The organism is Brucella pseudogrignonensis, assembly GCF_032190615.1.
Lineage (GTDB): Bacteria > Pseudomonadota > Alphaproteobacteria > Rhizobiales > Rhizobiaceae > Brucella > Brucella pseudogrignonensis_B.
Genome location: NZ_JAVLAT010000003.1, coordinates 441,162 through 465,361, shown reverse-complemented (window position 1 = coordinate 465,361; position 24,200 = coordinate 441,162). Strand labels below are relative to the sequence as shown.

Below are 24,200 nucleotides of genomic sequence, written 5' to 3'. Positions count from 1 at the left end.
CACATTTTCTGCTTATAAAGCGCATCGACAGGAGTTATTCGATGCTACAAGACAAAAGCGCTTTTGCGCAACTTTCGTCAGATGCGCGTATTCAGCGGCATGCCAAACAGCTTTCTAAGCAGCTACAATTGCTGCGGGAAAAATTGTTCCCGCCGACAGCAGAAAAGCTACTCAGGACTTTCACATCCGGAGAAGCAGCGCAGCTTGTCGGCGTATCAGATGGCTTTCTTCGCACATTATCAAATGAAGGACGAGGGCCGGCTCCTGACCAATCCGCTTCTGGACGCAGATCATACACGCTCGCGCAGGTAAATGAATTACGTGAGTATATGGCGAATGCCAAACCGAAGGACGCTTTGAATTATCTTCCTCGGCGACGACCGGGCGAGAAATTGCAAACGATAGCGGTTTCAAACTTCAAAGGCGGCAGCGCCAAGACCACAACTACCATTTACCTAGCACAGTATTTGGCTTTGCAGGGGTATCGCGTCTTGGCAGTCGATCTGGCACAGTTACCTTAACTCTGGCGCAAGCATAAGCTGCGAAAATAGGCCATGATCGAAACTCGTTCCTCACTTTATCACCGCCATCGTTTCCCTGCTGAGATTATCGCGGAGGCGGTATGGCTGTATTATCGCTTTCCTCTTAGCTTTCGCATGGTCGAAGATATGCTGGCTTACCGTGGGATCATCGTCACCCACAAGACGGCGCATGAATGGGCGGAGAAGTTTGGACGTGAATATGCCAATACGATCCGTCGCCGTACCCCACGTCTTGATGATAAATGGCACCTTGATGAAATGGTCATCACGATCAAGGGTGAGAAGCATTTTCTGTGGCGCGCCGTTGATCAGGATGGCTTTGTACTCGATGTTCTTGTTCAGAAGCGCCGTAACACCAAGGCCGCCAAGCGTTTCATGCGTAAACTTCTACGCGGCCAGGGCTGTTCAGCCCGCGTCATGGTCAGCGATAAGCTGAGATCTTATGGTGCTGCCAAACGAGAACTGGGGATGAGCGTTTGCGAGCATCGTCAGCACAAAGGCTTGAACAACCGCGCTGAGAATTCGCACCAGCCCATCCCACGACGAGAGCGGGTCATGAAGCGCTTTAAATCAGCGCGACACGTGCAACGCTTCACATCCATTCACGACCCGGTCTACAATCTCCACTACTTTCCCCGCAACCTTCTCTCCTCAGCAGACCATCGCGAGCTGCGTCAGACCGCCACAAACATGTGGCGTGAAATCGCATGCCTGAAAGCTGCATAATTTCAGCGTCATAGACAAAATTGCGGACTTGCTCAGGTTAACGTAACAGTGCCCTTCGTAACCATCGAGTATCCTTTGTCCGCCAGACGCTAGTTTGGTACCTCAAACAAAAAGACCCCACGCTCTACAATTCGCCCATTTGACGTAAAAAACGCCTCGAAACAGTTCAACTAAATCCATTGCGCACAAGGATGCGCTATCTCCAGCGTGTGCATTCGCTTATTCTAAAAACTTATGGTCGTTTTGCTAAAAGTCAATCTAAAGAACCATAAAGCCATCAAATAGAAATAATTTTCCTTCATTTTTTCCAAATGCAAAATTTAAGTTGACGAGATGCGCAATATTGAAATATCAATGATTCATAATAATAATAAGGGGCAACAAAATGCGTGCACTTTTAGATAAAATTGATCGGAAGCTTGTTAAGCTTCTGTCAGATGATGCACGCGATGGCGCCAATCAGATTGCTGAACGTCTGGAGCTTAGCCCGCCAACCATCCGTGCGCGCCTCAAAAACCTGATCGAAAATAAACTATTCCGGATAGCGGGCGTTGTTAATGTCTCGGAGCGACCTGAGCTTATCGTTGCGATTTTAGGCATTCATGCCAATGGGCATGGACGCCTGAATGAAATTGCCCGAAAAATGTCCGAACTGCCATTTGTGACATCGGTCAGCATTGTAACTGGCCGGTACGACCTTCTGTGCGAAGTGCTGTTTGAAGGCGACATGGAAGAACTATACCGGGTGACGAGCGAACTGCTCCCCGGCCTGGCTGAACCCGGTGTCATTCAGGGCAGCGAAACTTTTGTTGTCATGAAAGCCCATAACAAATGGCTGAGTTTGCCACGCGGCGTATGGGAAGATGAAGAGAGCGACAAACCCGCTCCTTAACCTAACAACAAAATGACCATTCTAATTGGCCGCCTTGCGCGGACACGGACTACTGTTGCTCAAATGAGGGAGAACTCAAGAAATGATGAAAAAAATCAATGCGCTTATGACGTCAGCTATGTTTATTGCACTGGTGGGGGCTGCGGCGCAGACCACACCTGCCTATGCGGGAACGCTTGACGATATTATTGCCCGCGGCGAGTTGCGCGTCGCTGTTCAAACGCAGGGCCCTCCTTATTCCTTTATGGACAAGAATGGCACCCGTGCAGGCAGCGCGATCGCCCTGACCGAGCTTATGGCCAAGGAAATGGGCGTCAAGGTTACATATCTTGATTTCGATTGGGATGGCCTTATTCCGGCGCTGCTTTCAGGCAAAGCTGACATTCTGGCAGCCGATATGACAGCCACCATGAGCCGCGCAACGAAGGTAGCTTTTACCCAGCCATGGATTCACGTCGGTTCAGTCGCTTTCACTGCTGCTGGTGGTGACTTCAAGAGCGTTGAAGACTGCAAAAAGCCAGGAACGACTATTGCGGTCATCCTCGGATCAACTGCCGAAAAGAACATGCCTAAGTTTTTCCCTGAAGCCACCGTCAAGGCGTTCAAGGGTGGTGGAACAGTGGTGCTTGATGCGGTTGCATCCGGTCAGGCCCAGTGCGGCGTGAATGATAACACAGCTGTTGCTGCACAGGTTCAGAACTACCCAGAAGGTACGTTTGAAGTATTTTCTGAAATGCTCAGCTCAGAACCTCTTGCCTATGCCGTCAGATACGACTCGCAGGATCTGATGATCTGGACAAACCTGTTCCTTGACAACATCAAGCTCGATGGTCGCTTAAAAGAAAACCTCGATTACTGGGTCAATTCGAACAAGTGGCAGGCTGATCACTAATATCAATGAAGGTGCAGGCCCCATTCATCCTGCACTTTCGATCAAAATCCGAATGTTACCGGTGAACCATGTTTGGCAATCTGAACATAAGAGTCATATCGGAATATCTGCCTGAACTCTGGCAGGGTTTTCTGAATACATTGATGTTGTCCGCCGCAGGGTTTACCGGCGCGTTGATCATCGGCATCGTCGCTTGTGCTTTAAGCATTCAGCCTGTGCGCTGGCTGCGCAGGATCAGCATTGCCTATATCGATCTTATCCGCGCGACACCTCTGCTTGCACAGCTCTACTTCCTGTATTTTGGCCTGCCGCGTCTTGGCATACTCCTTCCCGAAATGGTGATTGGCATTATAGCTCTTTCACTGAACTCGGGAGCATATGTGGCTGAGATTATTCGCTCGGGCATTCTCTCTATACCGCGTGGACAGTTTGAAGCTGCTCTAAGCTCCGGCTTTACCTATCTGCAACGGATGAGACTCGTTGTCCTTCCTCAGGCGGTCCGGCCAACGATTTCACCGATGATCGGTCAGGCAATCGTGCTGGTGAAAGACTCCTCGCTTCTCTCGCTGATTTCTGTTGTTGAGCTCACCCGTGTCGGTCAGCAAATCGCGCTTGATCGCTTCATGCCTGTCGAGGGTTTTGCTGCAACCGCCGCCGGATTTCTGCTGATTTATTATCTCCTTAAAGCACTTGCCGGAACATGGTCGCGCTTCAACCGCATGCCGGAAAGATAACAGGGGACGCATATGTTTTGGTTTCAAGTCGAACGCTTGTGGAATTTCTGGCCCATTCTTTTGAAGGGCCTCGGAATGACCGTTTCGCTATCTTTGCTCTCTCTGATCATTGGGGTCATTGTCGGCCTAATTTTTGGCGTGCTTCGCGCGAGCGGCAATCGATGGCTTTCGGGCATAACAGGGCTCTATATTGATCTGTTTCGCGGCACGCCGTTTCTGGTACAGGTCTTCATCTGTTTCTTCATTCTGCCATCAATCGGCATCGAGCTGTCGGCCTTTAATGCTGGAGTGATCGCGCTTTCCAACCTGTCAGCCTGCTTTATCGGCGAAATTATTGCCTCCGGCATTAAAGCTGTTCCACGCGGGCAGACAGAAGCGGCGATCGCGTCAGGCTTCACCTATTCGCAACAGCTTCGATTGATTGTCATGCCACAGGCATTACGCATTGTAAGACCATCTCTGGTGGGACAGTTCATTCTGCTGGTGAAAGATTCCTCCGTGGTTTCGGCCATCGGGATTATGGATCTTACACGCTCAGGATGGATGATCGTTCAGAACATCCCCAATGGACTGCTCGTCTTTGGCGTCGTTGGCATCGGCTACTTCATCGTCTGCTATCCGATGATTTATCTCTCGCGCCGTATAGAGCGCGGCACTCAGTCTCCTATTTTGTAACTGGACAGGTCTAATGATTGAATTTCAGGGTCTGAACAAATGGTTCGGCAGCGCGCTTCACGTGCTTAACAATATTGATCTGACAGTCAGCAAAGGCGAAGTCGTCGTCGTTTGCGGTCCTTCCGGTTCTGGTAAAAGCACGCTGATCCGATGCGTTAATGGATTGGAAGCCTTCCAGTCAGGCAAACTGATCGTTGATGGCATTGATCTCAGCGCGAAGAATGCAGCCTTGCGTGAATTGCGAATGGAAGTCGGATTTGTTTTCCAGCAATTCAATCTCTACCCCCATAAGACTGCGCTGGAGAATGTAACACTTGCGCCTATTCATGTGCGGGGATTATCAAAAGCTGAGGCGGAAAAGCGGGGCAAAGAACTGCTAGCTAAAGTCGGCCTCGCTGATCGTATGAACAATTACCCAAGCCAGCTGTCTGGTGGTCAGCAGCAGCGTGTGGCTATTGCACGTTCTCTTTGTATGCAGCCAAGAATTATGTTGTTTGATGAACCCACCTCGGCACTGGATCCGGAGATGATCAATGAAGTGCTCGATGTTATGGTTAATCTCGCCAAAGAAGGCATGACGATGATGGTGGTCACCCATGAAATGGGCTTCGCCAGAAGCGTTGCTGATCGTGTTGTCTTCATGGATCGTGGGGCAATCCTTGAAAGCGGTGAGCCAGAGAACTTCTTCAGAAACCCTCAGAATGAGCGTACACGCGACTTCCTGAGTAAAGTTCTCCACCACTGACGCGACCCGGTTAGTCACGCAATTAAGATAGATTGATTATCATGGAGCATCGTCAAAAAAGCGGTGAGCGGCTTTCTGTTGCCATCATTGGCGCTGGAATTGTTGGCTGCAGCACGGCTCTTGCACTCAGCAAAGCTGGCTATAGTGTCACCATATTCGGCAATGAAGAGCCCGGCACCGGAACATCCTACGGTAATGCGGGAGCCATTGTCACAGGGTCAATAACACCGACAGCGACACCCGCGGTTATCAGATCTTTGCCCAGCTATATGTTCAACCGCAATTCACCAGCAGTCCTGCGGCTTCATCATGCAATCGCAGCATTGCCGTGGATAAGACGTTTTATTACAGCTGGTAAAACGAAAGCTGTCGATCGAATTGCTGCAGCAATGCATCCGCTTGTTTCAGAATCGCTGATAGCACATCGGGAACTTGCTGCAATTGCCTCAGCAAGCGACATGCTCACGCAAGAAGGCTGGCTGAAAATCTATAGTGACAGCAAGGATTTCGAAGGTTCGACTCTGGAGCGTCGGCTTATGAGCCGTCATGATGTCGTTCATACAGTTCTCGATCGCTCAGCACTTCTGGACCTTGAACCTGCACTTGATCCGGCATCCTGTTACAAAGGCCTCTATCAGCCAAATGCTGGTAATGTCCGTTTTCCGCAAAAGCTTGCTCAGATCTATCTGGAAACGGCTCAGAAGTTTGGCGCGGCGTTCATTCGTGACACTATTACCTCGGTTCGACCGTCGGAACACGGCGTGCTGCTGAATTCAGAAACCCTGAACAAGCGCTTTGATCGTATCGTCATCGCATCGGGTGCATGGTCCACCGCACTGACCAAACAGCTCGGTGATCGTGTCTCACTCGAAAGCGAACGTGGATACCATATCAGTTTTGGTCCAGGGTCGGAGACATTGCTGCGCGGACCGGTGGTCTTACCCGGCAAGGGGTTTGTTCTATCACCAATGCATGACGGTTTGCGGCTGGTAAGCGGCGATGAACTCGCAGGCCTTAGAGCGCAGCCGAATTACAAACGCATTCGTAGTCTGCTGCCAAAAGCAATTGAAGTCGTGCCGGCTCTCAAGTCATGGAAACCCGCCACTGAATGGATGGGACACCGTCCATCGACCCCTGACACACTGCCCGTCATTGGCAGATCGAGCAAATGCCGGAATGTCATTTACGCCTTTGGCCACGGGCATTTGGGGGTCACCCTTTCTGCAATAACAGCCAAACTCGTCAAAGAGCTCATCAGCGAACAAACGCCAGCTATCGATCTGGCTCCTTATAGTCCCAAGAGATTTTGATACTTAAATGTCCGATTTCCCAATCAGTATGAATAATCCAGCGCAATTCGACGGCCCTCTCCCCGAGGCTGTTGATGTCACTATCATTGGTGGTGGCATAATCGGCATCATGACAGCCTGGGAACTTCAAAAGCGAGGATTAAAAGTCCTTGTTTGTGAAAAAGGGAGGATCGCGGGCGAGCAATCGAGCCGCAACTGGGGCTGGGTTCGCCAGCAGGGACGTGATTACGCAGAGTTGCCGATCATGATGAACGCAATTCATCTCTGGAAAGGCCTTAACGAGAAAATTCGCGAAAAAATCGGCTTTCGTCAGAATGGCATCACCTATCTGGCGCGCAATCAAACAAAGCTTGAAGAATTCACTCAATGGCTTGATGGTGCGCGTGCCTATGGTATTGATACGCGTATGCTGTCTCAACGTGAAGTCAGAGCTATGGTGCCGGACAGTACGGCCTGGCTAGGGGGGATGACTACGCCGTCAGATGCAATGGCAGAGCCATTCCTGACTGTTCCAACAATTGCTGAGGTTGCAGCAGAAGATGGCGTTCTTATCCGCGAAAACTGTGCGGTGCGGACATTGGATGTCACCAGCAATCAGGTGCAGGGCGTTGTTACCGAAAAAGGCTATGTAAGATGCGAGCGCGTTCTTGTCGCGGCTGGCGCCTGGAGCACACTGTTCCTGAAACGGCATGACATACGTATCCCGCAGCTTTCTGTTCTATCTTCCGTAATGCAAACAGCACCTATGAACTCGCTGCATGATGGCGCTGCCGGAGATGACCAGATAGCGTTTCGTCGACGCGCTGATGGTGGATACACATTAACGCCATGGTCCACACATGACTTCTTCATAGGGCCAGACGCCTTCAGAAACTTTTGCGCCTATATACCGCAATTGCGTGAAGACTTTACGAGCACACGTTTTAAACTTGCTGCCCCGCAGAATTATCCGGACGCATGGCGAACAGCAAGACACTGGTCACAGAACGATGAGACTCCATTCGAACGGTGCAGGATACTCAATCCCAAACCAAACCAGAGAGAACTCGACCGTGTGCTAAAACAGTTCACAAAGGCTTTCCCTCAAACAAACAAGCCACGTATTGTAAGAAGCTGGGCCGGTATGATCGATACCATGCCTGATGCCTTACCGGTGGTTGATCATGCGCCGATTGGCGGCTTAACAATCGCAACCGGAATGAGTGGCCATGGATTTGGCATTGGTCCCGGAATGGCAGATGTTATTGCAGACCTGATCGAGTTACGCCAAGCTGCCTACTCAATTGACCATTTCGAATTGAGACGATTTCGCACTAAAGTATTAGTTTTCGCTTAGAAATAACATCAGGAATTTGCAGGCGATAACTTAAAATATCAGAGAAATATTTCGTGTACTTCTATTAAGTCAGGATACGAGCAGCAGTGCTTTATAAAAGGTTGGGGAAGCGCACAAAAGATACCCCCTTAATTAACCAAGTAAGAACTTGCTGGAGGGCTAGCTATGGGAGTATGATCGCTGCATTTCTGTAGTGATACTCTATTGGACTATGCGGGTCTTGCGACGTTAGCGCTTAGGACGAGGTAAGGGAATGGCATTAATCGGCAGCACAAACCGCCACGTATTTTGGGTTAGTTGTTACAGTCGGAAATTGCTAAGCGAGCTCGTTCCATTCTATACCAACTAAGCGTAGCCAAATTACTTCTTGCTAAATATATTGATGACTTTGACTTTCCCTACAGCCTAATCAATGAAGGTTTGATTCGTGAATTGGCCCCGGGTATCTATGTACGCAATCAAGGAAGTGTTTGTTGATTGCCGCTGAGAAGTGATGGTGTGGATACCCCCTGCCAACGGCATCTTAATGTGCCAAGGTGATGTTGGGTAACGTCACTTGAGAGGAGATATCCATGGGAGAGATTAGCATTATCGGTCTGGATCTTGCAAAGCAGGTTTTTCAGGTTCATGGCGCACGCGTTGACGGCAGCGTTGTTCTGCGTAAGAAACTAACACGCGGACAACTTTTAGCATTTTTTTCAAAGCTGCCACCCTGCATCGTCGCCATGGAAGCGTGTGCAACGGCCCATTACTGGGCACGCGAGATCAGTGAGTTTGGCCATGAGATCCGGCTGGTCCCACCCGCCTATGTAAAGCCCTTTGTGAAGCGGCAGAAAAATGACGTTGCTGATGCGGAGGCTATCGCTGAGGCTGCAACGCGTCCAACGATGCGCTTCGTTGAACCCAAGACACCTGAACAGCAAGCACGCGCAATGGTTTTCCGGACGCGCGAGTTATTTGTCCGTCAACGAACCCAAACGATAAATGCCTTACGGGCACATCTGGCTGAACACGGCCTTATCGCGCCAAAAGGCTTGTGGAATCTTTCAAGCATCCGGCAACTTATTGACCAGGCAGAAGATACGGTAGATGGGCTGATAGTGGAAACGGCACGCATTTACCTTGAGCAGATTGAGACATTTTCGACGCGGATTTTATCTCTCGAAGCTGTCCTAAAGAAAGAAGCCGCACGGTCTGACGCTTCATCGCGTATGATGACCATGCCCGGTCTAGGGCCTATCACGGCTATGGCCATTGAAGCATTCGCCCCTACGCTGTCTATCTTTAGGCGCAGTAGGGATTTTGCTGCATGGCTCGGACTTGTACCGCGCCAACACTCGAGTGGCGGAAAGCAGATATTGGGACGTACATCGAAAATGGGGCAGCGTGATATTCGGCGTTTGCTCATAATCGGTGCCATGTCGATAATACGCTGGGCCAGTAAAAAGACGCCAGTACCTGGAACGTGGCTTCATGCGATGCTTTTACGTAAACCTAGAATGGTCGTTGCCATAGCTTTGGCAAACAAGATGGCCCGCAGCCTTTGGGCAATGCAGACCAAGAAGGAAGATTATAGAGATCCGCTACTGACTGTCTCGTAAGTCAAATCGGCAAGTTAGAGCGGAACGACGGCGTGTGAGGAGGTCAACGGATAGTAAGGACAATGATCGGCAAACGGTTCTGGATACGCATCCGGGTCAATGGGCTTAGAGACCGTAGAAGTGATTTTGCACCAGAACCGCTAAGCTCCATACCGGCCAGCGGTTATTTGAATGCCGCAAAACAGGCCTGATACATGACCGCACCCGATCACACGTCTAAATTATCCAAATTCCAACTTGCATTACCGGGGGTATCCATACATGACCCGGTGGGGGTGCGGATAAAAACTTGGACTGTTTTTACGTCACAATGCCAAGACAGTTTCGATATTCGATTGGGCTTCGTGCGCCAAGCGATATCTTGATCCGTTTCTCGTTGTACCACCGAATGTAGCCATCAACTTCATTGATAAAATGCTCGAGTGTGGTGTTCCTCCAATCGCTGGGATAAAAGAACTCCGTTTTTAGCCTGCCAAAGAAACCTTCGCATGCAGCGTTATCTGGGGAGCAAGCCTTGCGGGACATTGAACGCACCAGCTTCGCATCCCTGATCCGCGATAGCCAACCCGGCCAGCGATAATGTGCACCCCGATCAGAATGTACTATTGGTCGTTCATCTCTACCTGTGACAGTTTCTATGGCGGCATCAAGCATCATATTGACCAATTCCGCATCTGGTCTCGTTCCGATAGACCAGCTGATAACCAAACCATCGAAACAGTCGATGATGGGTGAGAGATACACTTTGCCAGCCGGGATATGGAACTCCGTGATATCGGTCAGCCATTTCTCGTTTGAGGCTGAGGCCTGGAAGTCGCGATTAATAAGGTTCTCAGGCGCCGGACTGATTTCTCCGAGATAAGAGCGATATCGCCGCCGCTTTGGCGTGGCAACGATCAGGTTCTCCTGCTTCATCAAGCGCTGCACAACCTTCTCTGAGATTGTAACGCATTGTTTGGCCAATGACGCCTGTAGCCTGCGGTAGCCATAGCATCGACGGTTGGCTTCGAAGATTTCGGTGATGTTCTGACGTATAGTGAGGTACTTGTCGGTCACCCTCATACGGGCTCGATGATAAAAATATGAACTGCGCGCCAGTCGCAACTGAGCAAGCAGATCGGAGAGTTGATAAAGATCTTTTAGGGCGTCAACCAACAGCGTTTTCTCCCGATTACTCAGGAGTTGCAGATCGACGCCCAGGTCTTTTTTTATGAGTTCGGTCGCTTTCTTCAAAAGGTCGTGCTCAAGCTGCAGTTTCTGAATATCGTGCTGCAGTGTTTCGAGCTGGCGCTCTAATTCTTTTCGCTCTGGCACTGGCGGTGAGTTGTTCTTGCGTTTCATGATTGCGGGAGCCTCCGGACCAAGTAACTGGTTTTTCCAGTTATACAGTGTCGGTCTGCATACGCCGAGCTTTTCGGCCAGGGCCTGCGCGCTTTCTTGCCGATTATAAAGTCCGACGACGCCAGCCTTCTTCAATGCGTCAGGGTATCGTGGACGTCCAGTTCTTCCAGTGACAGCTTTACTAGTTTCGGGAAACGCCTCACGAACCCATGCTGTCAACGTTGCACGACCGGGATAGCCTAAGGCGCGCATCGTTGCAGAAACACAACGACCATGCGTGCGGTAGTGCTCAACAGCCACTTCCTTTTGCGCCTGTGTGAACTTAGGGGCTCGGGGCGCAAATCCTAAACGCAGATCAAGATGGTGCTCATATTCCAGGTACCAGCCGTTCAAAGCATTCTTGCTTGGATAGCCCAACTGGCGAATAGTCGCTTTCGGGCGTTTGCCCAGCTTGATATAAAGCGTAACGGCTCGCATCCGGTCTTCGTAGGAATACATGAACTACCTCCATGATAGTCCAAGTTTTCGTCCGCCCCCCAGGCAGTTCTCAGCGGCAATCAACACCATTGGCGAATACATTGACGGCTTCTATAATCCAGTGCGCAGACATTCTGCACTTGGGTATAAATCGCCGATCAAGTTAGAGATGATAAACCGTAAATTAGTGTCAGAAGCTCTCCACTAAATCAAGGGAAGTCCAGCACTCAGTTACCCGCAACTGCTTTTCAGTTCCGTCCCGCTGCCGAGTTGCACAAACAATTCGATAGCTTCGCCTCAAAGCTTTCGATGCATGAAAAATTGCGGATTGTGTCGCTTGAATATCTACGAGCCCTGACCTTTCCGGCCAGAGAAACTTAACGTGACAACACCACGTAGACTAAGGTTGAACCGCAGATAAAGCCATACCGTATAAGCAACGATCTGTGGCGGAAAACGATGACGCTTGGAGATGATGTCTGCATCGCCAAAATTTACACCCAACCCGTCACGCAGGCAACTGCAGGGCAGTTAACGTAACAACACCCCGCAACCTTCTCACCTCAGCAGAACCTCGCGGACTGCGCCAGACCGCCACCAATATGTGGCGTGAAAGCACCTCCCTGAAGTCGGCATAAAATCAGCATCATAGACAAAATTATGCACGTTCGCGGGTTAAGATAACGGTACCAAATTTTGCTTTTTTTAAGGCTGATGTGGATAGTCTGCATGAATTCTTTCCGACAACACACGCACGAAATCCATAGCAAGCGGCAAGGGCGCTCGGTGCGGCGGAAAAATAGCGTCGAAGACAGAATCAACCCGCGGCGTCAGGGGGCGCACTACCACGCCGCGATGCATGAACTCCTTGGCGGTAAAGGGATCGCAAACCGAGATGCCAAGACCGGAAGATACAAGAGCGCAGGCGATTTCCGACAGTGGCGTTTCTGCACGCATGACCACTTCGACGTTGTGAATATCCAGTGTTAGATCGACGGCAGCGCGGGCAACGGAAGATCCGGACAAACCGATGAAATCCTCGCCCTGAAGATCTTGCACATGGATGGATCGCTGCTCGGCCAGCCGGTGTCCCTGCGGCATCACGACAACGCGGGCTACGGGCGGCAATTTGATCGTTGCAAGTCCCGATGAGGTCATCGGGCTTTCGGTAAAGCCGAGATCGCACTGGTTGTTGAGCACCAGATCTAGAACCATCGGTGAAACAACACCCTGCAACGAAAAATAAACATCGGGTCTGTCAGCCATATATTCGCCTGCAAAGCGCGGCAAATAGCCATTGATGAGTGCGGGCAAGGCGGCAATACGTAGCGTGCCAGTCTGGCTCTTGCTGATATTCTGCGCGACACGCGCAATGCGGTCAAGTCCTACAAAGGACCGCTCGACCTCGGTATAAAGTGCGATGGCTGCCGCTGTCGGCTCCAGACCCGAGCCCCGTTTTTCAAAAAGGACAAGCCCCAGATGCGACGCGAGGTCACGCAAGAGTCGGCTGACGGCCGGTTGGCTTATGCGCATGAGTTGTGCGGCATTGGTCACGCTTCCCGCAAGAATAACGGAACGGAAGGCCTCAATTTGGCGATGGTTGATGTTCAAACGCGCTCTTTCATAACATTTGAGTATAGAAAGCGAAATTTTAAGCATTTGACAAATGGGACGTCAATTCAGGAAATAAGAAAATCAGGGAACATTGTGAAAAACAGTAAATGGAGGACTTCATGACCGTTGTCGGAAAAGGCACCGCAGTGACCGCGCTGGCGCTCTGCCTGATCGGTGGAATGAGCACTTTTGCCTATTCCCAAACCAAGTCGTTGATCATTGGCGGTTATGGCGGCACTTTTGAAAAAACGATGCGCGAAGAAGTCATTCCGCCGTTTGAAAAAGCGCACGGGGTGAAGGTTGAGTATATCGCTGGCAATTCCACCGACACGCTCGCCAAGATGCAGGCGCAACGCTCCAACCTACCTTTCGATGTAATGTTGCTTGATGATGGCCCCATGTATCAGGCTATCGAGCTCGGTTTCTGCAAGCCTTTGTCGAACCTACCGTCGGGCGAAATCTACGATGTTGCCCGTTTTCCAGAAGACAAGGCTGTGGCCGTGGGCATCGTCGCCACGGGGCTGATGTACAACAAGGATTATTTTGTCAAGCAAGGCTGGGACGCGCCCACATCCTGGGCAGATCTGGCCGATCCAAAATACAAGGGCAAGATCGTCATTCCGCCGATCAACAACAGCTATGGACTGCACACAGTTTTGATGTTTGCCAAAATGAATGGTGGTGACGAAAACAATATCGATCCCGGTTTCGATGCCATGATCGAAAAGGTCAATGACAATGTTCTGGCTTATGAGCCATCACCGGGCAAGATGACGGAGTTGTTCCAGTCGGGACAAACCGTTCTCGGTGTCTGGGGAACCGGCCGAGTCAAATCCTTCGCCCAAACGGGCTTTCCCATTGCTTTTGTCTACCCGAAAGAGAAAGCCGTAACCCTTCTGGCTGCGACCTGCGCCATCGACAAGCCTGACGCATCGCCTATGGCTGAAGCCTTTATCAAGGAACTGCTCACACCTCGTGTGCAGAAGCTGATGTTGACGGAATACGGTTATGGCCCGTCCAACAAGGCCGTCGAAGTGCCTGAAAGCGAGCGTGATATGACGCCAAGTGGTGAGACGATCGACAAGCTCTACACGGCCGATTGGACCGTCATCAACAAGGAACGCGAGATCTGGACAAAGCGCTGGAACCGCGAGGTCGAACGCTGATCGGCATGAAAAGAGATGGCGACGGCATACAAGTTTGGCACTCGTCATCCCGTTTCTGTGGCGCGGCTTGTTTCAAGACATATTGATGATTGAAGCCAGCAAGGCGAACGCAGGATTTTGAGCCTGCTGAGCCAGCCAGCACTTTTTCAGCATTGCCCATCAATAATGGAGATTTTTTGCAATGGGTTTTCTTGAACTCTCAAGCGTCCAGAAACGCTTTGGTGATCAGGTGGCAGTGGAGAACTTCTCCCTCTCCGTCGAAAAGGGCGAGTTTATTTCCCTGCTTGGCCCTTCTGGCTGCGGCAAGACAACGACGCTGCAAATGATCGCCGGATTTCTAGATACGAGCGCAGGCAGCATCCATCTCAACGGTCGTGATCTGACAAAAGTCAAACCGGCTCAGCGTGGACTTGGCATCGTCTTTCAAAGCTATGCCCTGTTCCCGCACATGACGGCTGCGGAAAATGTGGCTTTTGGCTTGGAAATGCGTGGCGTCGCCAAGTCGGAGCGCATCACGCGCGTGCAAGAAGCGCTGCAAATGGTCGGTCTTGCCGGTTATGAAGAGCGCCATCCGCGCCGCATGTCGGGTGGGCAGCAGCAGCGTGTCGCCCTTGCCCGTGCACTGGTTATCAAGCCGGAATTGCTTTTGCTGGACGAGCCGCTTTCCAACCTCGACGCCAAGATGCGCGAGGAAATGCAGATCGAATTGCGTCGTCTGCAACGAACTATCGGCACCACAACCATTCTGGTGACTCATGATCAACAAGAGGCTATGGCGCTGTCGGACCGCATTGTCGTCATGAGCAAGGGACAGATCGAACAGGTCGATACGCCGCTTGCCGCATATGAATACCCGGCAACGCATTTCGTCGCGCAATTTCTTGGCACGACTAACAGTTTTCGCGGCGAGATTGCCGATGGCCTTTTGCAATGTGGCTCGCAAACACGTCCAGCCTCTGCCAACGCACCCACGGGCTCCGTCATCGTCAATATCCGACCCGAAAAAATCTTCTTTGCCGATCAGGGCCTTGCTGCGCGCGTTGTAAACCGTATTTTTCAGGGCAATAGTTGGCTCTACCAATGCGAGAGCGAACAAGGCGAAGCACTGGTCATTCGGCAAAATGATGGTGTGCCGCCCGTTGAAGAAGGACAGACTGTCCACCTCGACTGGCACGAGACAAACATGACCATCCGCTACGTGGGAGGTCAATGATGGCAACAAGTAACAGCTATAAATCTGCCTTCGCGCTTATCCTGCCGGCAACCATCCTGTTTCTCGCCGTAGTGATCATTCCGCTTGTGATGACAGTTTTGCTGTCATTTTACAGCTGGGGCCAGTATACTGGCATCGTCGAAACATTTACGCTGGAAAACTGGCAGGAAGTCCTGACCGATTCCTATTTCGGCGAAATGTTCCTGCGCACCTTGCGCATATCGCTTTTTGCGACCTTGCTCGCAGCCCTTGTCGGCGCACCCGAAGCCTATATTCTCAACCGCATGAACAAGCGCTGGAAAGGTTTTTTCCTACTCATCATCCTTGGTCCGCTGCTGCTTTCGGTCGTCGCCCGCACGCTCGGATGGGCGCTGCTTTTTGGCGGCAATAATGGCGTGGCCAACAAGGCGCTGATGTCGCTGGGCGTGATCGATGCGCCACTTCCTTTCATGTTCACTGAGACCGGCGTCGTTATCGCGCTGGCCCATGTCATGATGCCCTTTATGGTTCTTTCGGTCTGGACCACGCTCCAGAAGCTTGATCCACAGATTGAAAACGCGGCCCTGTCACTGGGCGCGGGCCAGATGACGGTTATCCGGCGCGTTATCCTTCCCCAGATCATGCCCGGCATTCTTTCGGGTTCGATCATTGTCTTTGCGCTTAGCGCCTCAGCTTTCGCCACCCCTGCCATAATTGGCGGGCGACGCCTGAAAGTCGCTTCGACCCTTGCCTATGACGAATTTCTTAACACGCTCGACTGGCCGCTCGGTGCGACTGTCGCGGTGCTGCTTTTGATTGGCATCGTTCTCATTATCGTCGGCTGTAACAGCCTGATCGAGCGCCGTTACGCGGAGGTATTCAAATGAGCCGCAACGGTCCCATAGCACTGATTTTCCATACACTTTTCGTGATTTTCATGACCGCGCCCATCTTCGTAGTGTGCCTGATGGCCTTCACGCCCGAAGGCTATCTCGCGCTACCGACCAGCACGTTCTCGCTGCGCTGGTTTTATGAGATCGCTAACTATCCCGAATTCATCCGCGCCTTCCTGACCAGTCTCAAGCTTGGCATGATTTCATCCACCATCGCCGTCATGGTCGCGGTCCCCGCGGCACTGGCCATCGCCCGCTATCATTTCCCCGGACGCGGCTTTCTTTCGGCGCTGTTCTTGTCACCACTGATGATCCCTCATGTCGTGCTGGGTATCGCATTCCTGCGCTTTTTCTCGATGGGTAATCTTTCAGGGACAATGACCGCACTGGTGATCGCCCATATCGTGGTGGTGTTTCCCTTTGCTCTCAGGCTCACACTTGCCGCAGCAGTTGGCATGGATCGCTCGATCGAAATGGCTGGCGTCTCGCTTGGTGCGAATAACTGGACGCTTTTCCGGCGGGTCACCCTGCCATTGATCCTGCCGGGCGTCATCAGCGGCTGGGCCTTGGCCTTCATCCAGTCCTTTGATGAAGTGACCATGACCGTCTTTCTGGCAGCCCCGGGCACCGAAACATTGCCCGTGCGCATGTTCCTTTATGTGCAGGACAATATCGATCCACTCGTCACATCCGTCTCGGCGGTGGTGATCGCCATCACGATGATCATGCTGGTCCTGCTTGACCGTTTGTATGGGCTGGAAGCGATGCTGTCCGGTCATAGCGACAAAAACCGATAGGAAAGAACGATGCGTACCGATTATGACGTTACCGTCGTCGGCGGCGGGCTGTTGGGTGCTGCCATTGCCTGGGGTCTAGCACGGCTTGGCGAGAAGGTTTGCGTGCTTGACGAAGGCGACATAACCAAGCGGGCCTCACGCGCCAATTTTGCCCTTATCTGGGTGCAGGGCAAGGGTCTTGGCAAGCCCGAATATGCAGGCTGGAGCCTCAATGCGTCGCGCTTGTGGCCACAGCTTGCGGACGAATTGCAACAACAGACCGGACTTGATGTCCGCTATGAGCGTCCGGGTGGTTTTGCCATCGCGCTAAGCGAGAAGGAAATGCAGAACCGCGCCAGACTGCGCACGCATATGTTCGCGCAAGGCGCGCCTGAAGGATACGTGATCGAACTGGTCGGGCGCGAGGAACTGGCGCGTCACCTGCCGGAAATCGGCCCGGATGTGGTTGGCGCAAGCTATAGTCCAGCCGACGGGCACGTGAATTCACTACGTACTTACCGCGCCCTGCATGAAGGCTTGCGCCTGTTCGGGGCCAATTACCGCCCCGGTGAGAGCGTTGAAACAATTCGCCATCAGGGTGGCGAATTCACGCTGAAAACCAAAAATGGCATTGTTACATCGGGCAAGATCGTTCTCGCAGCCGGCAATGAAAACGAGAAGCTTGCCACACAGGTCGGTCTGTTTGCCCCGATGAGCCCGACCCGTGGTCAGGTACTGGTCAGCGAACGCACGGAGCGGTTTCTCCATTACCCGCTCGGCACTATGCGCCAGACGGACGAAGGCACGGTGATGATGGGCGACAGCAAGGAAGATTATCTTGATGATCGTGTTGCCCGCCTGCCCGTGAGTACGGTTATCGCGGACCGTGCCCGCCGCACATTTCCGCGTCTGGGCGCCTTGAACATCGTGCGCAGCTGGGCCGGTATCCGCGTGATGACCCGCGACGGATTTCCCATTTACGACCAGTCGAGCGCCTGTCCGGGAGCCTTCGTCACCTGCTGCCATTCAGGTGTCACGCTCGCCTCCCAGCACGCGCTGGAAATCGCCGCCATGATCAAGCAGGGAGCGCTCGACCCAGCCAAGGTTTCGGCCTTTTCGGCACAACGTTTCTCCGATGCGCCCGCAACCCTCTGAGCGTTGAAAGCCGCAGGAACCATCATGTACAAATCCGCAGTAAAAGATGACCGCACCCCGGTAGAAATTTTCATCGAAGGGCATAAATTCATCGCCCATGAAGGCGATACGGTCGCCGCTGCCCTTCTGTCTTCAGGGATCGATGCTCGCCGTTCCACAGCCGTCAGCGGTACACCGCGCCTTCCCTATTGCATGATGGGCGTCTGCTTCGACTGCCTTGTGACAATTGATGGCGTGGGCAACCGACAAGGCTGTCTCGTGCCCGTTGCCTCCGGCATGCAAATCGAAATCCAGAAGGGAAAGAGGGAGCTTGGCAAATGACCCATCCGCAAACGAGCCGCCCCTTGTATGAAAATTACGATGTCGTGGTGATTGGCGCAGGTCCAGCCGGTATTGCCGCCGCAACCACTGCCGCCTCGGGTGGCGCACGCACCCTGATGCTGGATGAAAATGCCGGTCCCGGCGGACAGGTCTGGCGCTCGATCATGGCCACCCCGGTCAAAAAGCCTGACATTTTGGGAAGCGATTACTGGTCGGGAAAGTCGCATGTCGATGCCCTGCGCGCCAGTGGTGCTGAAATCCTGCATCGCGCCACGGTCTGGTCGCTCGATGCCTCGCTGGAATTGGCGATTTCGATTGGCGGAGGATCATGCTTCGTCAAGGCTGGACAGGTGATCATCGCCACAGGCGCGCAAGAACGCCCTTTTCCAATTCCCGGCTGGACCTTGCCCGGTGTAATGACGGCAGGTGCCGCCCAGACGCTGATCAAAAATGCGGGCCTCGTGCCTGATGGCAAACTGGTCATCGCGGGCCAAGGACCCTTGCTCTGGCTTTTGTCCGCACAGATATTGCGGCTTGGCGGGAAAATCGAGCGAATTCTGGTCACGACGCCGAAGGGCAATCTATCCGCAGCCCTGCCAAAAGCGCTTCCCTTTCTGACATCGCCCTATCTCGCTAAGGGCATCAAAATGCTGTGCGAGGTTAAGCGACAAGCCTCTATCGTCAATAATGTTACGGCGATCAAAGCGCTTGGCGATGGGCAGCTTGCTTCGGTGAGCTATACGGCAAATGGAAAATTCGAAACGCTCGCAGCCGATGTTTTGTTGCTGCATCAGGGCGTCGTGCCCAATGTCAACCTCGCCATGGCGGCTGGTGTCAAGCACGAGTGGGACGATGCGCAATTGTGCTGGCGTCCCGTGCTCGACGAAAACGGACAAACCAATCTGCCGGGCATTTATATTGCAGGTGATGGTGCAGGCATTGGCGGCGCTCAGGCAGCGCTTGAGCGTGGACGCATTGCAGCGCTTGGTGCGCTCAAAGCCCAAGATATCAGCGTATCTCAGCACACGATGGATGAAACGCGCAAAGCTCTGATAAGGGCGGAAAAGGGACGCGCCTTCCTCGATATTCTCTATAAGCCTGCCGAACAATTCCGTATTCCCGATGGAGATACAATAGTCTGCCGTTGCGAGGAAATCCGGGCCCGTGACGTTTTGAAAGCGGTGGAAACGGGTGCCAGCGGTCCCAATCAAGCCAAGGCCTACCTGCGCACCGGCATGGGACCGTGTCAGGGACGCCTTTGTGGTTTGACCATGACCGAATTGATGGCTAAGGCATGCAAGACCACACCACAGAAAATCGGTTATTATCGCCTGCGCGCGCCCATCAAGCCGATTGCGCTGAATGAGCTTGCCGATCTCCCCACTGATGAGATCGCCTATAAAGCGGTGGTGCGCGAATGATCGTTCACGACACCATCATCATCGGCGGCGGGTTGCACGGATGTTCAACCGCGCTGCACCTCGCGAGGAAGGGGCTTAAACCCGTTCTGATTGAAAAGGACTATGCCGGTCGTCATGCCTCTGGCGTCAATGCGGGCGGCGTACGCCAGCTCATGCGCGATATTGCCGAAATACCGCTTTCTATCCGCTCCATGGAGCTTTGGGAAAATATTGGCGATCTGGTCGATGATGATTGCGCTTTCGACAGTCACGGACAGGTGCTGGTCGCAGAAACGCAGGCCGATCTGCAAACCTGTATCGACCGGGTTGCAAAACTCAACGCCAAAGGTTTCACCCACGAAGAGCTGATTTCCGCCGAGGAAATCCGTGCGCTTCTGCCTGCGGTTGCTGAAAGCTGCACCGGAGGTATCATTTCGCGTCGTGATGGCGCCGCTCAGCCCGCCCGTACGACAAGCGCCTTTCGTCGGCGCGCTGCACAACTAGGGGCAACGATCATTGAAGGCGCGAGCGCTGGCAATGTCCGGAAAAAAAAGGCCTTTGGCATGTCGATGTGGGCGGCGAGACATTCACGGCTCCCAATCTCATTATTGCCGCTGGCGCATGGGGTGGTGGCTTTGCCGAACAATTCGGCGAGGCTGTGCCGATGAAAGCCGTCGCCCCCATGCTGATGATCACTTCGCGCGTGCCGCATTTCATTGATCCGGTGGTGATCCTGCGCAGCCGCAAGCTTTCCTTCAAGCAGTTTGCAAATGGCACCGTGCTGATCGGCGGTGGTCATCTTGGTGTCGCCGATCCTGCAAGCAACACGACATTGCTCAACTGGGGAAAACTGCGCGAGAGCGTGCGCACAGTATTCGATTTGTTCGAGATCATGCGCCAGGCGACCATTGTGCGCGCATGGGCTGGCATCGAAGGCAAGATGGCCGACGACCTGCCAGTATTTGGACCGTCAACGCGCCATCAAGGTCTGTTTTATCAGTTCGGCTTTTCCCTGCACGGCTTCCAGCTTGGACCCGCCGCAGGGGCTGTCATGGCCGAACTGGTAACGGAAGGTCGGACTCCGACCGATATTTCGGGACTGTCCATGTCCCGTTTCCATCATTAATCATCATCGAAGAGAGGAAGCTATGACTATTTCCCGCAACATCCGCACCCCGATCATGCATCGTGCCGTCTCATCCAACGGATTGGTTTTTGTTGGTGGCACGGTTGCCGATGACACCAGCCTCGGCATGGCTGAACAGACCCGTTCGATTCTCGGCAAGATTGCGGCCTATCTTAATGAAGCAGGCTCGGATGTTTCGAAAGCACTGTCTGCGACCATTTTCGTGACCGATTTGACGAAGAAAAAGGAAATGGATGCCGTCTGGGTTGAATTTTTCGGCGATAACCTGCCAGCACGTGCAACCGTTGGCGTCAGCGATCTGGGTGGGGGCGCGATGATTGAGGTCGTGCTGACCGCACAAGCCTAAGATTCCAACCGAAAATTAAGTTAACCGATTTCAATAAGGTATGGTTCTCTGTGGTTGGCGAAGACCACGGAGGACCAGAACTCGGCAATGTAACGTAAATTTTGGCGCAAACTTGTGCGGATACCAGAGATAATCACCAAACCACACACCTCGCTTTATCGCCACCGTCGTTTCCCGCTAAGATTACCGTCGAAGCTGTGTGGCTGTATTTGCGTTTTCCACTCAGTTTTCGCATGGTTGAAGACATGCTGGCTTACCTTGGGATCATCGTCACCCATAATACGGTGCGTGAATGCGCTGAGAAACTCGGACTTGAATATGTTAATATAAGGATCTGATTGGATAGGCGCCCTTCCGACGGCCTTATTTGGTCGAATGGACGCGTTGAGCACCATTGAAGACGATGCTTTCATCCAATCAAAATCAGTCTCAACTCGTAGCTATTCATACTTCACCCGGCGATATAGCTTACGGCACCCGCAACCATTGCCGTGGCCAAAGTGCCAATAGTTGTGAAAATTATCATAAATTGTCCGCCATCACGTCCCATCAGCCTTTTAAGAGTTCCATTATCAAATTACGCGATTCCCCACGCCCAAAACCTCCCCCTCCCGGTCATTTCACGCAGAATGAGCTCTTCGGCAAGGCGGAGCGCAGCGCGGGATGTGATGTCAAGTTCTTTAGCTATGAGACCTGTCGACATCAGTGGCCTCGCCAGCACCAGTTCAATCAAGCCCGGCAGATTGGAAGAGGCGCGGGGGCCAATCAGCCGCCGCCGTTCAATGCGAACGGTTTTCAGGTCGGTATTGAAGGTCAGCTGTTGCGCGTGGCTGGTCAGACCGTGGCGCCGCAGTAAGGATGCTGCCAGCAAACGACCTAACCACGGCGTGCACTGCAAGACTGCCAACCCGTTCCAGGCATCTAGCGCCAGTAAGGCCTGCAGCACCGGCGGCAGAGCGCTGATCGACCGCAATACGGCTCGCCATTCGTCAAACCGGTCATCCTCATCGCAGTCGGGATCACGGATCAGCGTGTCTGCTTCCGGCTTCGCCAACCGTTGCGGCTGTCTCACCTGTGCCAGCACGTCGTCGGATCGCGCCAGCACAGCGTCAATGGCGTCGAGATCGATGCCGGGCAGGTCGAGCCCGTCATCCAGACGATGTTTTCTCCCCGCCGCAAGCCGGAGTGGGTGCCGGTCCCGCCTCCCCTGTCTGTCGTAGACGATGCAAACTGTTCGTGCTCAGCGCCCAATCTGGTGCCTGGGCGGCAACCCTCAGGCGGGTCTGCAACACATCGCTGGCAACGGTCAGGGCGTGACTGGGAGAACGAATATCGCGGGCCGCGTCATGCAGGATCAGATCTTCGATTTCAGCCAGCTCGCCATCGAGCCACAGTAGGCGTGGGCATCAGCAATATGCAACCGTTCGAGCAGCCCTTTGCCGGCTGTTGAATGGTCAAGCCGTTCGTCGAGCCGCTCCAAAGCTTCGCTGGCGCGGGCCAGAGGCAATAGCGTATGTGGAGCAAATTGAGTGGCGAATTTCTGTTTCTGATTCCAAGTCAAGAACATGGCTATGCTTGGATAGTGCTCAATGCACGCATACATGCGCTGACTATCGGTCCAGATCATGGGTGAACAGGAACAGCTGCATTGGGGCCGAAGGCTGTCATTGCCACTGCACCATCAGACGTTGGCAGAAACCATGTGAGCAAAGGATGATCAGCTTGTGTGGTTTCAGTAAAGATCCACCAACGATTATTACTCCTGTTGCTGCCTCCTGATCTGATTACGGTTCCCCCGATTTTATGAGCCAGCAAAGGTCGAATGAGCGCATTGAGTAGGATGCAGCTTAATCAGATACCTTCACTACCGGCATGATGCACTTGGAGTAGCTTTTCCAAAAAAAGAAAACGTCGCAGCCGCTGCAACCGCGTAAACGCCATAGATCTTTCATTCACGCGACAACAATGTCTCATGATATACCCAAAACTCATCGATAAAGCGTTGGGCCAGACTGTTGTCAGGGCCGTTGCTACGACGAATGACCAGAAACCCTGCATCAACAAAGCTATTAAATGGCCGGATTACCACACCCCTTCCACGAAAATCCGTTGCAGAAGACGGATCAATGATTGTTATACCGGCACCTTCGGCCACGAGTGTTAGCGCTGTGTGTGATAGCCGGGTTTCAATGGTGGCCGATCGCGGGATGCGGGCGAGTGCAACTTCAACGCGCATAGCAAATAGCGATCCCGGTTCAAGTGTAATCATACGTTCATTGGCCAGATCGTCAGGTGAAACATCCTGATAGCCTGCCAGTCGATGTACTTCCGGGACCGCAACGACTGCCGGTATAGCACGCGTTTCGATATCGAACCCTGGTCTATCCAAAGGACCGTCTGCAAAGCCGATATCGGCTTGCCCTGACGCGACGGCCTCCACAACCAACGCGGATGAAATGCCGTTCAGCGAGGCATGAATATTGGGACGGGGTTTGAGAAAGCGTGCAAGGAAGCGCGGCATGATCCCATTGGCGAGTGCAGGCATGGCCGCGATACGCAACATGCCTGCATTCTGACGACTAATTTCGTCGGCGAAACTCCTGATTCGATTGAGCCCGACATAGGCCCTTTCCACTTCCTGCAACAGCGTCATGGCGGCCTGTGTGGGGATCAACTGGTTTCCGCGACGGTTAAAGAGCTTGAGTTTTGTATCGATCTCAAAGTCGCGGATCAGGCGGCTCACGGCGGGCTGCGTGACCGACATCAGTTCCGCTGCAGCTGTCATTTTTCCGGTCAACATGACTGTTCGGAACGCTTCGACCTGACGTAGGTTCATGTTTCACCATAATATTTGGTTATGCTCTAGGCTTCATTTCGAATTTGACTGTATTGAGGCCCACTGTCAAACCTTTCTCATAA

Annotated in this window: 22 protein-coding genes and 4 pseudogenes; 20 read left to right on the top strand and 6 right to left on the bottom strand. The window is 52.8% G+C overall.

Annotated features, from left to right (window positions below; all coding sequences use genetic code 11):
• Positions 1–41: 41 nt before the first annotated feature.
• The 10 genes and pseudogenes from RI570_RS20000 to RI570_RS19950 all read left to right on the top strand — a co-directional run.
• Positions 42–506, top strand: a pseudogene (locus RI570_RS20000) (AAA family ATPase); the annotation flags it as partial.
• Between the two features lie 48 nt (positions 507–554).
• Positions 555–1,268: an IS6 family transposase gene (locus RI570_RS19995; protein ID WP_313830580.1), complete on the top strand. Its 714-nt coding sequence runs from the start codon at positions 555–557 to the stop codon at positions 1,266–1,268.
• Positions 1,269–1,653: 385 nt separating this feature from the next.
• Positions 1,654–2,160 carry an Lrp/AsnC family transcriptional regulator gene (locus RI570_RS19990; protein ID WP_313830578.1) on the top strand — a complete coding sequence of 169 codons (507 nt, stop codon included), beginning with the start codon at positions 1,654–1,656 and terminating at the stop codon, positions 2,158–2,160.
• Between the two features lie 82 nt (positions 2,161–2,242).
• Entirely contained in the window at positions 2,243–3,052 is an 810-nt protein-coding gene (locus RI570_RS19985; RefSeq protein ID WP_313830576.1) for an ABC transporter substrate-binding protein, read from the top strand.
• A 68-nt stretch (positions 3,053–3,120) separates the two neighbouring features.
• Complete coding sequence (locus RI570_RS19980) at positions 3,121–3,786, top strand: amino acid ABC transporter permease (RefSeq protein ID WP_313830574.1); 666 nt, start codon at positions 3,121–3,123, stop codon at positions 3,784–3,786.
• A 12-nt stretch (positions 3,787–3,798) separates the two neighbouring features.
• Positions 3,799–4,461 carry an amino acid ABC transporter permease gene (locus RI570_RS19975; RefSeq protein ID WP_094574829.1) on the top strand — a complete coding sequence of 221 codons (663 nt, stop codon included), beginning with the start codon at positions 3,799–3,801 and terminating at the stop codon, positions 4,459–4,461.
• A gap of 13 nt (positions 4,462–4,474) precedes the next feature.
• Entirely contained in the window at positions 4,475–5,206 is a 732-nt protein-coding gene (locus RI570_RS19970; RefSeq protein ID WP_313830571.1) for an amino acid ABC transporter ATP-binding protein, read from the top strand.
• 41 nt (positions 5,207–5,247) lie between these two features.
• The gene (locus RI570_RS19965; protein WP_313830569.1) at positions 5,248–6,516 is read left to right on the top strand and encodes an FAD-binding oxidoreductase; all 1,269 of its coding nucleotides are present in this window, start codon (positions 5,248–5,250) and stop codon (positions 6,514–6,516) included.
• Between the two features lie 7 nt (positions 6,517–6,523).
• Positions 6,524–7,852, top strand: coding sequence for an FAD-dependent oxidoreductase (locus RI570_RS19960; RefSeq protein WP_313830568.1), 1,329 nt, complete (start codon positions 6,524–6,526; stop codon positions 7,850–7,852).
• A gap of 572 nt (positions 7,853–8,424) precedes the next feature.
• Complete coding sequence (locus RI570_RS19950) at positions 8,425–9,453, top strand: IS110 family transposase (protein ID WP_313830567.1); 1,029 nt, start codon at positions 8,425–8,427, stop codon at positions 9,451–9,453.
• Between the two features lie 300 nt (positions 9,454–9,753).
• Here the strand turns inward: RI570_RS19950 and RI570_RS19945 are convergent, their stop codons facing one another.
• The 3 genes and pseudogenes from RI570_RS19945 to RI570_RS19930 form a co-directional block, all read right to left on the bottom strand.
• Positions 9,754–11,292: an IS3 family transposase gene (locus RI570_RS19945; RefSeq protein ID WP_313830566.1), complete on the bottom strand. Its 1,539-nt coding sequence runs from the start codon at positions 11,290–11,292 to the stop codon at positions 9,754–9,756.
• A 366-nt stretch (positions 11,293–11,658) separates the two neighbouring features.
• A pseudogene (locus RI570_RS19935) lies at positions 11,659–11,775 on the bottom strand (IS6 family transposase); the annotation flags it as partial.
• A 201-nt stretch (positions 11,776–11,976) separates the two neighbouring features.
• On the bottom strand, positions 11,977–12,930 hold the full coding sequence (locus RI570_RS19930) for a LysR substrate-binding domain-containing protein (RefSeq protein ID WP_409558711.1): 954 nt from the start codon (positions 12,928–12,930) through the stop codon (positions 11,977–11,979).
• Positions 12,931–13,004: 74 nt separating this feature from the next.
• On the opposite strand from RI570_RS19930, the gene RI570_RS19925 reads away from it, so the two are divergent.
• The 10 genes and pseudogenes from RI570_RS19925 to RI570_RS21730 form a co-directional block, all read left to right on the top strand.
• A complete protein-coding gene (locus RI570_RS19925) occupies positions 13,005–14,051 on the top strand; it encodes an ABC transporter substrate-binding protein (protein WP_313830564.1) in 1,047 nt (348 codons plus the stop codon).
• Positions 14,052–14,232: 181 nt separating this feature from the next.
• A complete protein-coding gene (locus tag RI570_RS19920) occupies positions 14,233–15,264 on the top strand; it encodes an ABC transporter ATP-binding protein (protein WP_313830563.1) in 1,032 nt (343 codons plus the stop codon).
• Positions 15,264–16,130 (top strand): ABC transporter permease, encoded by an 867-nt coding sequence (locus tag RI570_RS19915; protein WP_313830562.1) that lies wholly within the window; start codon positions 15,264–15,266, stop codon positions 16,128–16,130. Before RI570_RS19920 ends, RI570_RS19915 begins: the two co-directional genes overlap by 1 nt.
• A complete protein-coding gene (locus tag RI570_RS19910; protein WP_313830560.1) occupies positions 16,127–16,933 on the top strand; it encodes an ABC transporter permease in 807 nt (268 codons plus the stop codon). Before RI570_RS19915 ends, RI570_RS19910 begins: the two co-directional genes overlap by 4 nt.
• 9 nt (positions 16,934–16,942) lie before the next feature.
• Entirely contained in the window at positions 16,943–18,067 is a 1,125-nt protein-coding gene (locus RI570_RS19905) for an FAD-dependent oxidoreductase (protein ID WP_313830558.1), read from the top strand.
• Between the two features lie 24 nt (positions 18,068–18,091).
• On the top strand, positions 18,092–18,388 hold the full coding sequence (locus tag RI570_RS19900) for a (2Fe-2S)-binding protein (protein WP_109989833.1): 297 nt from the start codon (positions 18,092–18,094) through the stop codon (positions 18,386–18,388).
• Positions 18,385–19,809: an NAD(P)/FAD-dependent oxidoreductase gene (locus RI570_RS19895; RefSeq protein ID WP_313830557.1), complete on the top strand. Its 1,425-nt coding sequence runs from the start codon at positions 18,385–18,387 to the stop codon at positions 19,807–19,809. The genes RI570_RS19900 and RI570_RS19895 overlap by 4 nt, the downstream gene beginning before the upstream one ends.
• Positions 19,806–20,914: pseudogene (locus RI570_RS19890) on the top strand (NAD(P)/FAD-dependent oxidoreductase). Before RI570_RS19895 ends, RI570_RS19890 begins: the two are co-directional and overlap by 4 nt.
• Positions 20,915–20,936: 22 nt before the next feature.
• Positions 20,937–21,281 (top strand): RidA family protein, encoded by a 345-nt coding sequence (locus RI570_RS19885; RefSeq protein WP_313830555.1) that lies wholly within the window; start codon positions 20,937–20,939, stop codon positions 21,279–21,281.
• Between the two features lie 182 nt (positions 21,282–21,463).
• Positions 21,464–21,607: pseudogene (locus tag RI570_RS21730) on the top strand (IS6 family transposase); the annotation flags it as partial.
• 251 nt (positions 21,608–21,858) lie between these two features.
• Here RI570_RS21730 and RI570_RS19880 read toward each other — a convergent pair.
• The 3 genes from RI570_RS19880 to RI570_RS19870 form a co-directional block, all read right to left on the bottom strand.
• The gene (locus tag RI570_RS19880) at positions 21,859–22,335 is read right to left on the bottom strand and encodes a DUF1612 domain-containing protein (RefSeq protein ID WP_313830553.1); all 477 of its coding nucleotides are present in this window, start codon (positions 22,333–22,335) and stop codon (positions 21,859–21,861) included.
• 300 nt (positions 22,336–22,635) lie between these two features.
• Positions 22,636–22,908 carry a hypothetical protein gene (locus RI570_RS19875; protein ID WP_313830552.1) on the bottom strand — a complete coding sequence of 91 codons (273 nt, stop codon included), beginning with the start codon at positions 22,906–22,908 and terminating at the stop codon, positions 22,636–22,638.
• Positions 22,909–23,229: 321 nt separating this feature from the next.
• A complete protein-coding gene (locus tag RI570_RS19870) occupies positions 23,230–24,117 on the bottom strand; it encodes a LysR substrate-binding domain-containing protein (protein WP_313830551.1) in 888 nt (295 codons plus the stop codon).
• Positions 24,118–24,200: the final 83 nt, after the last annotated feature.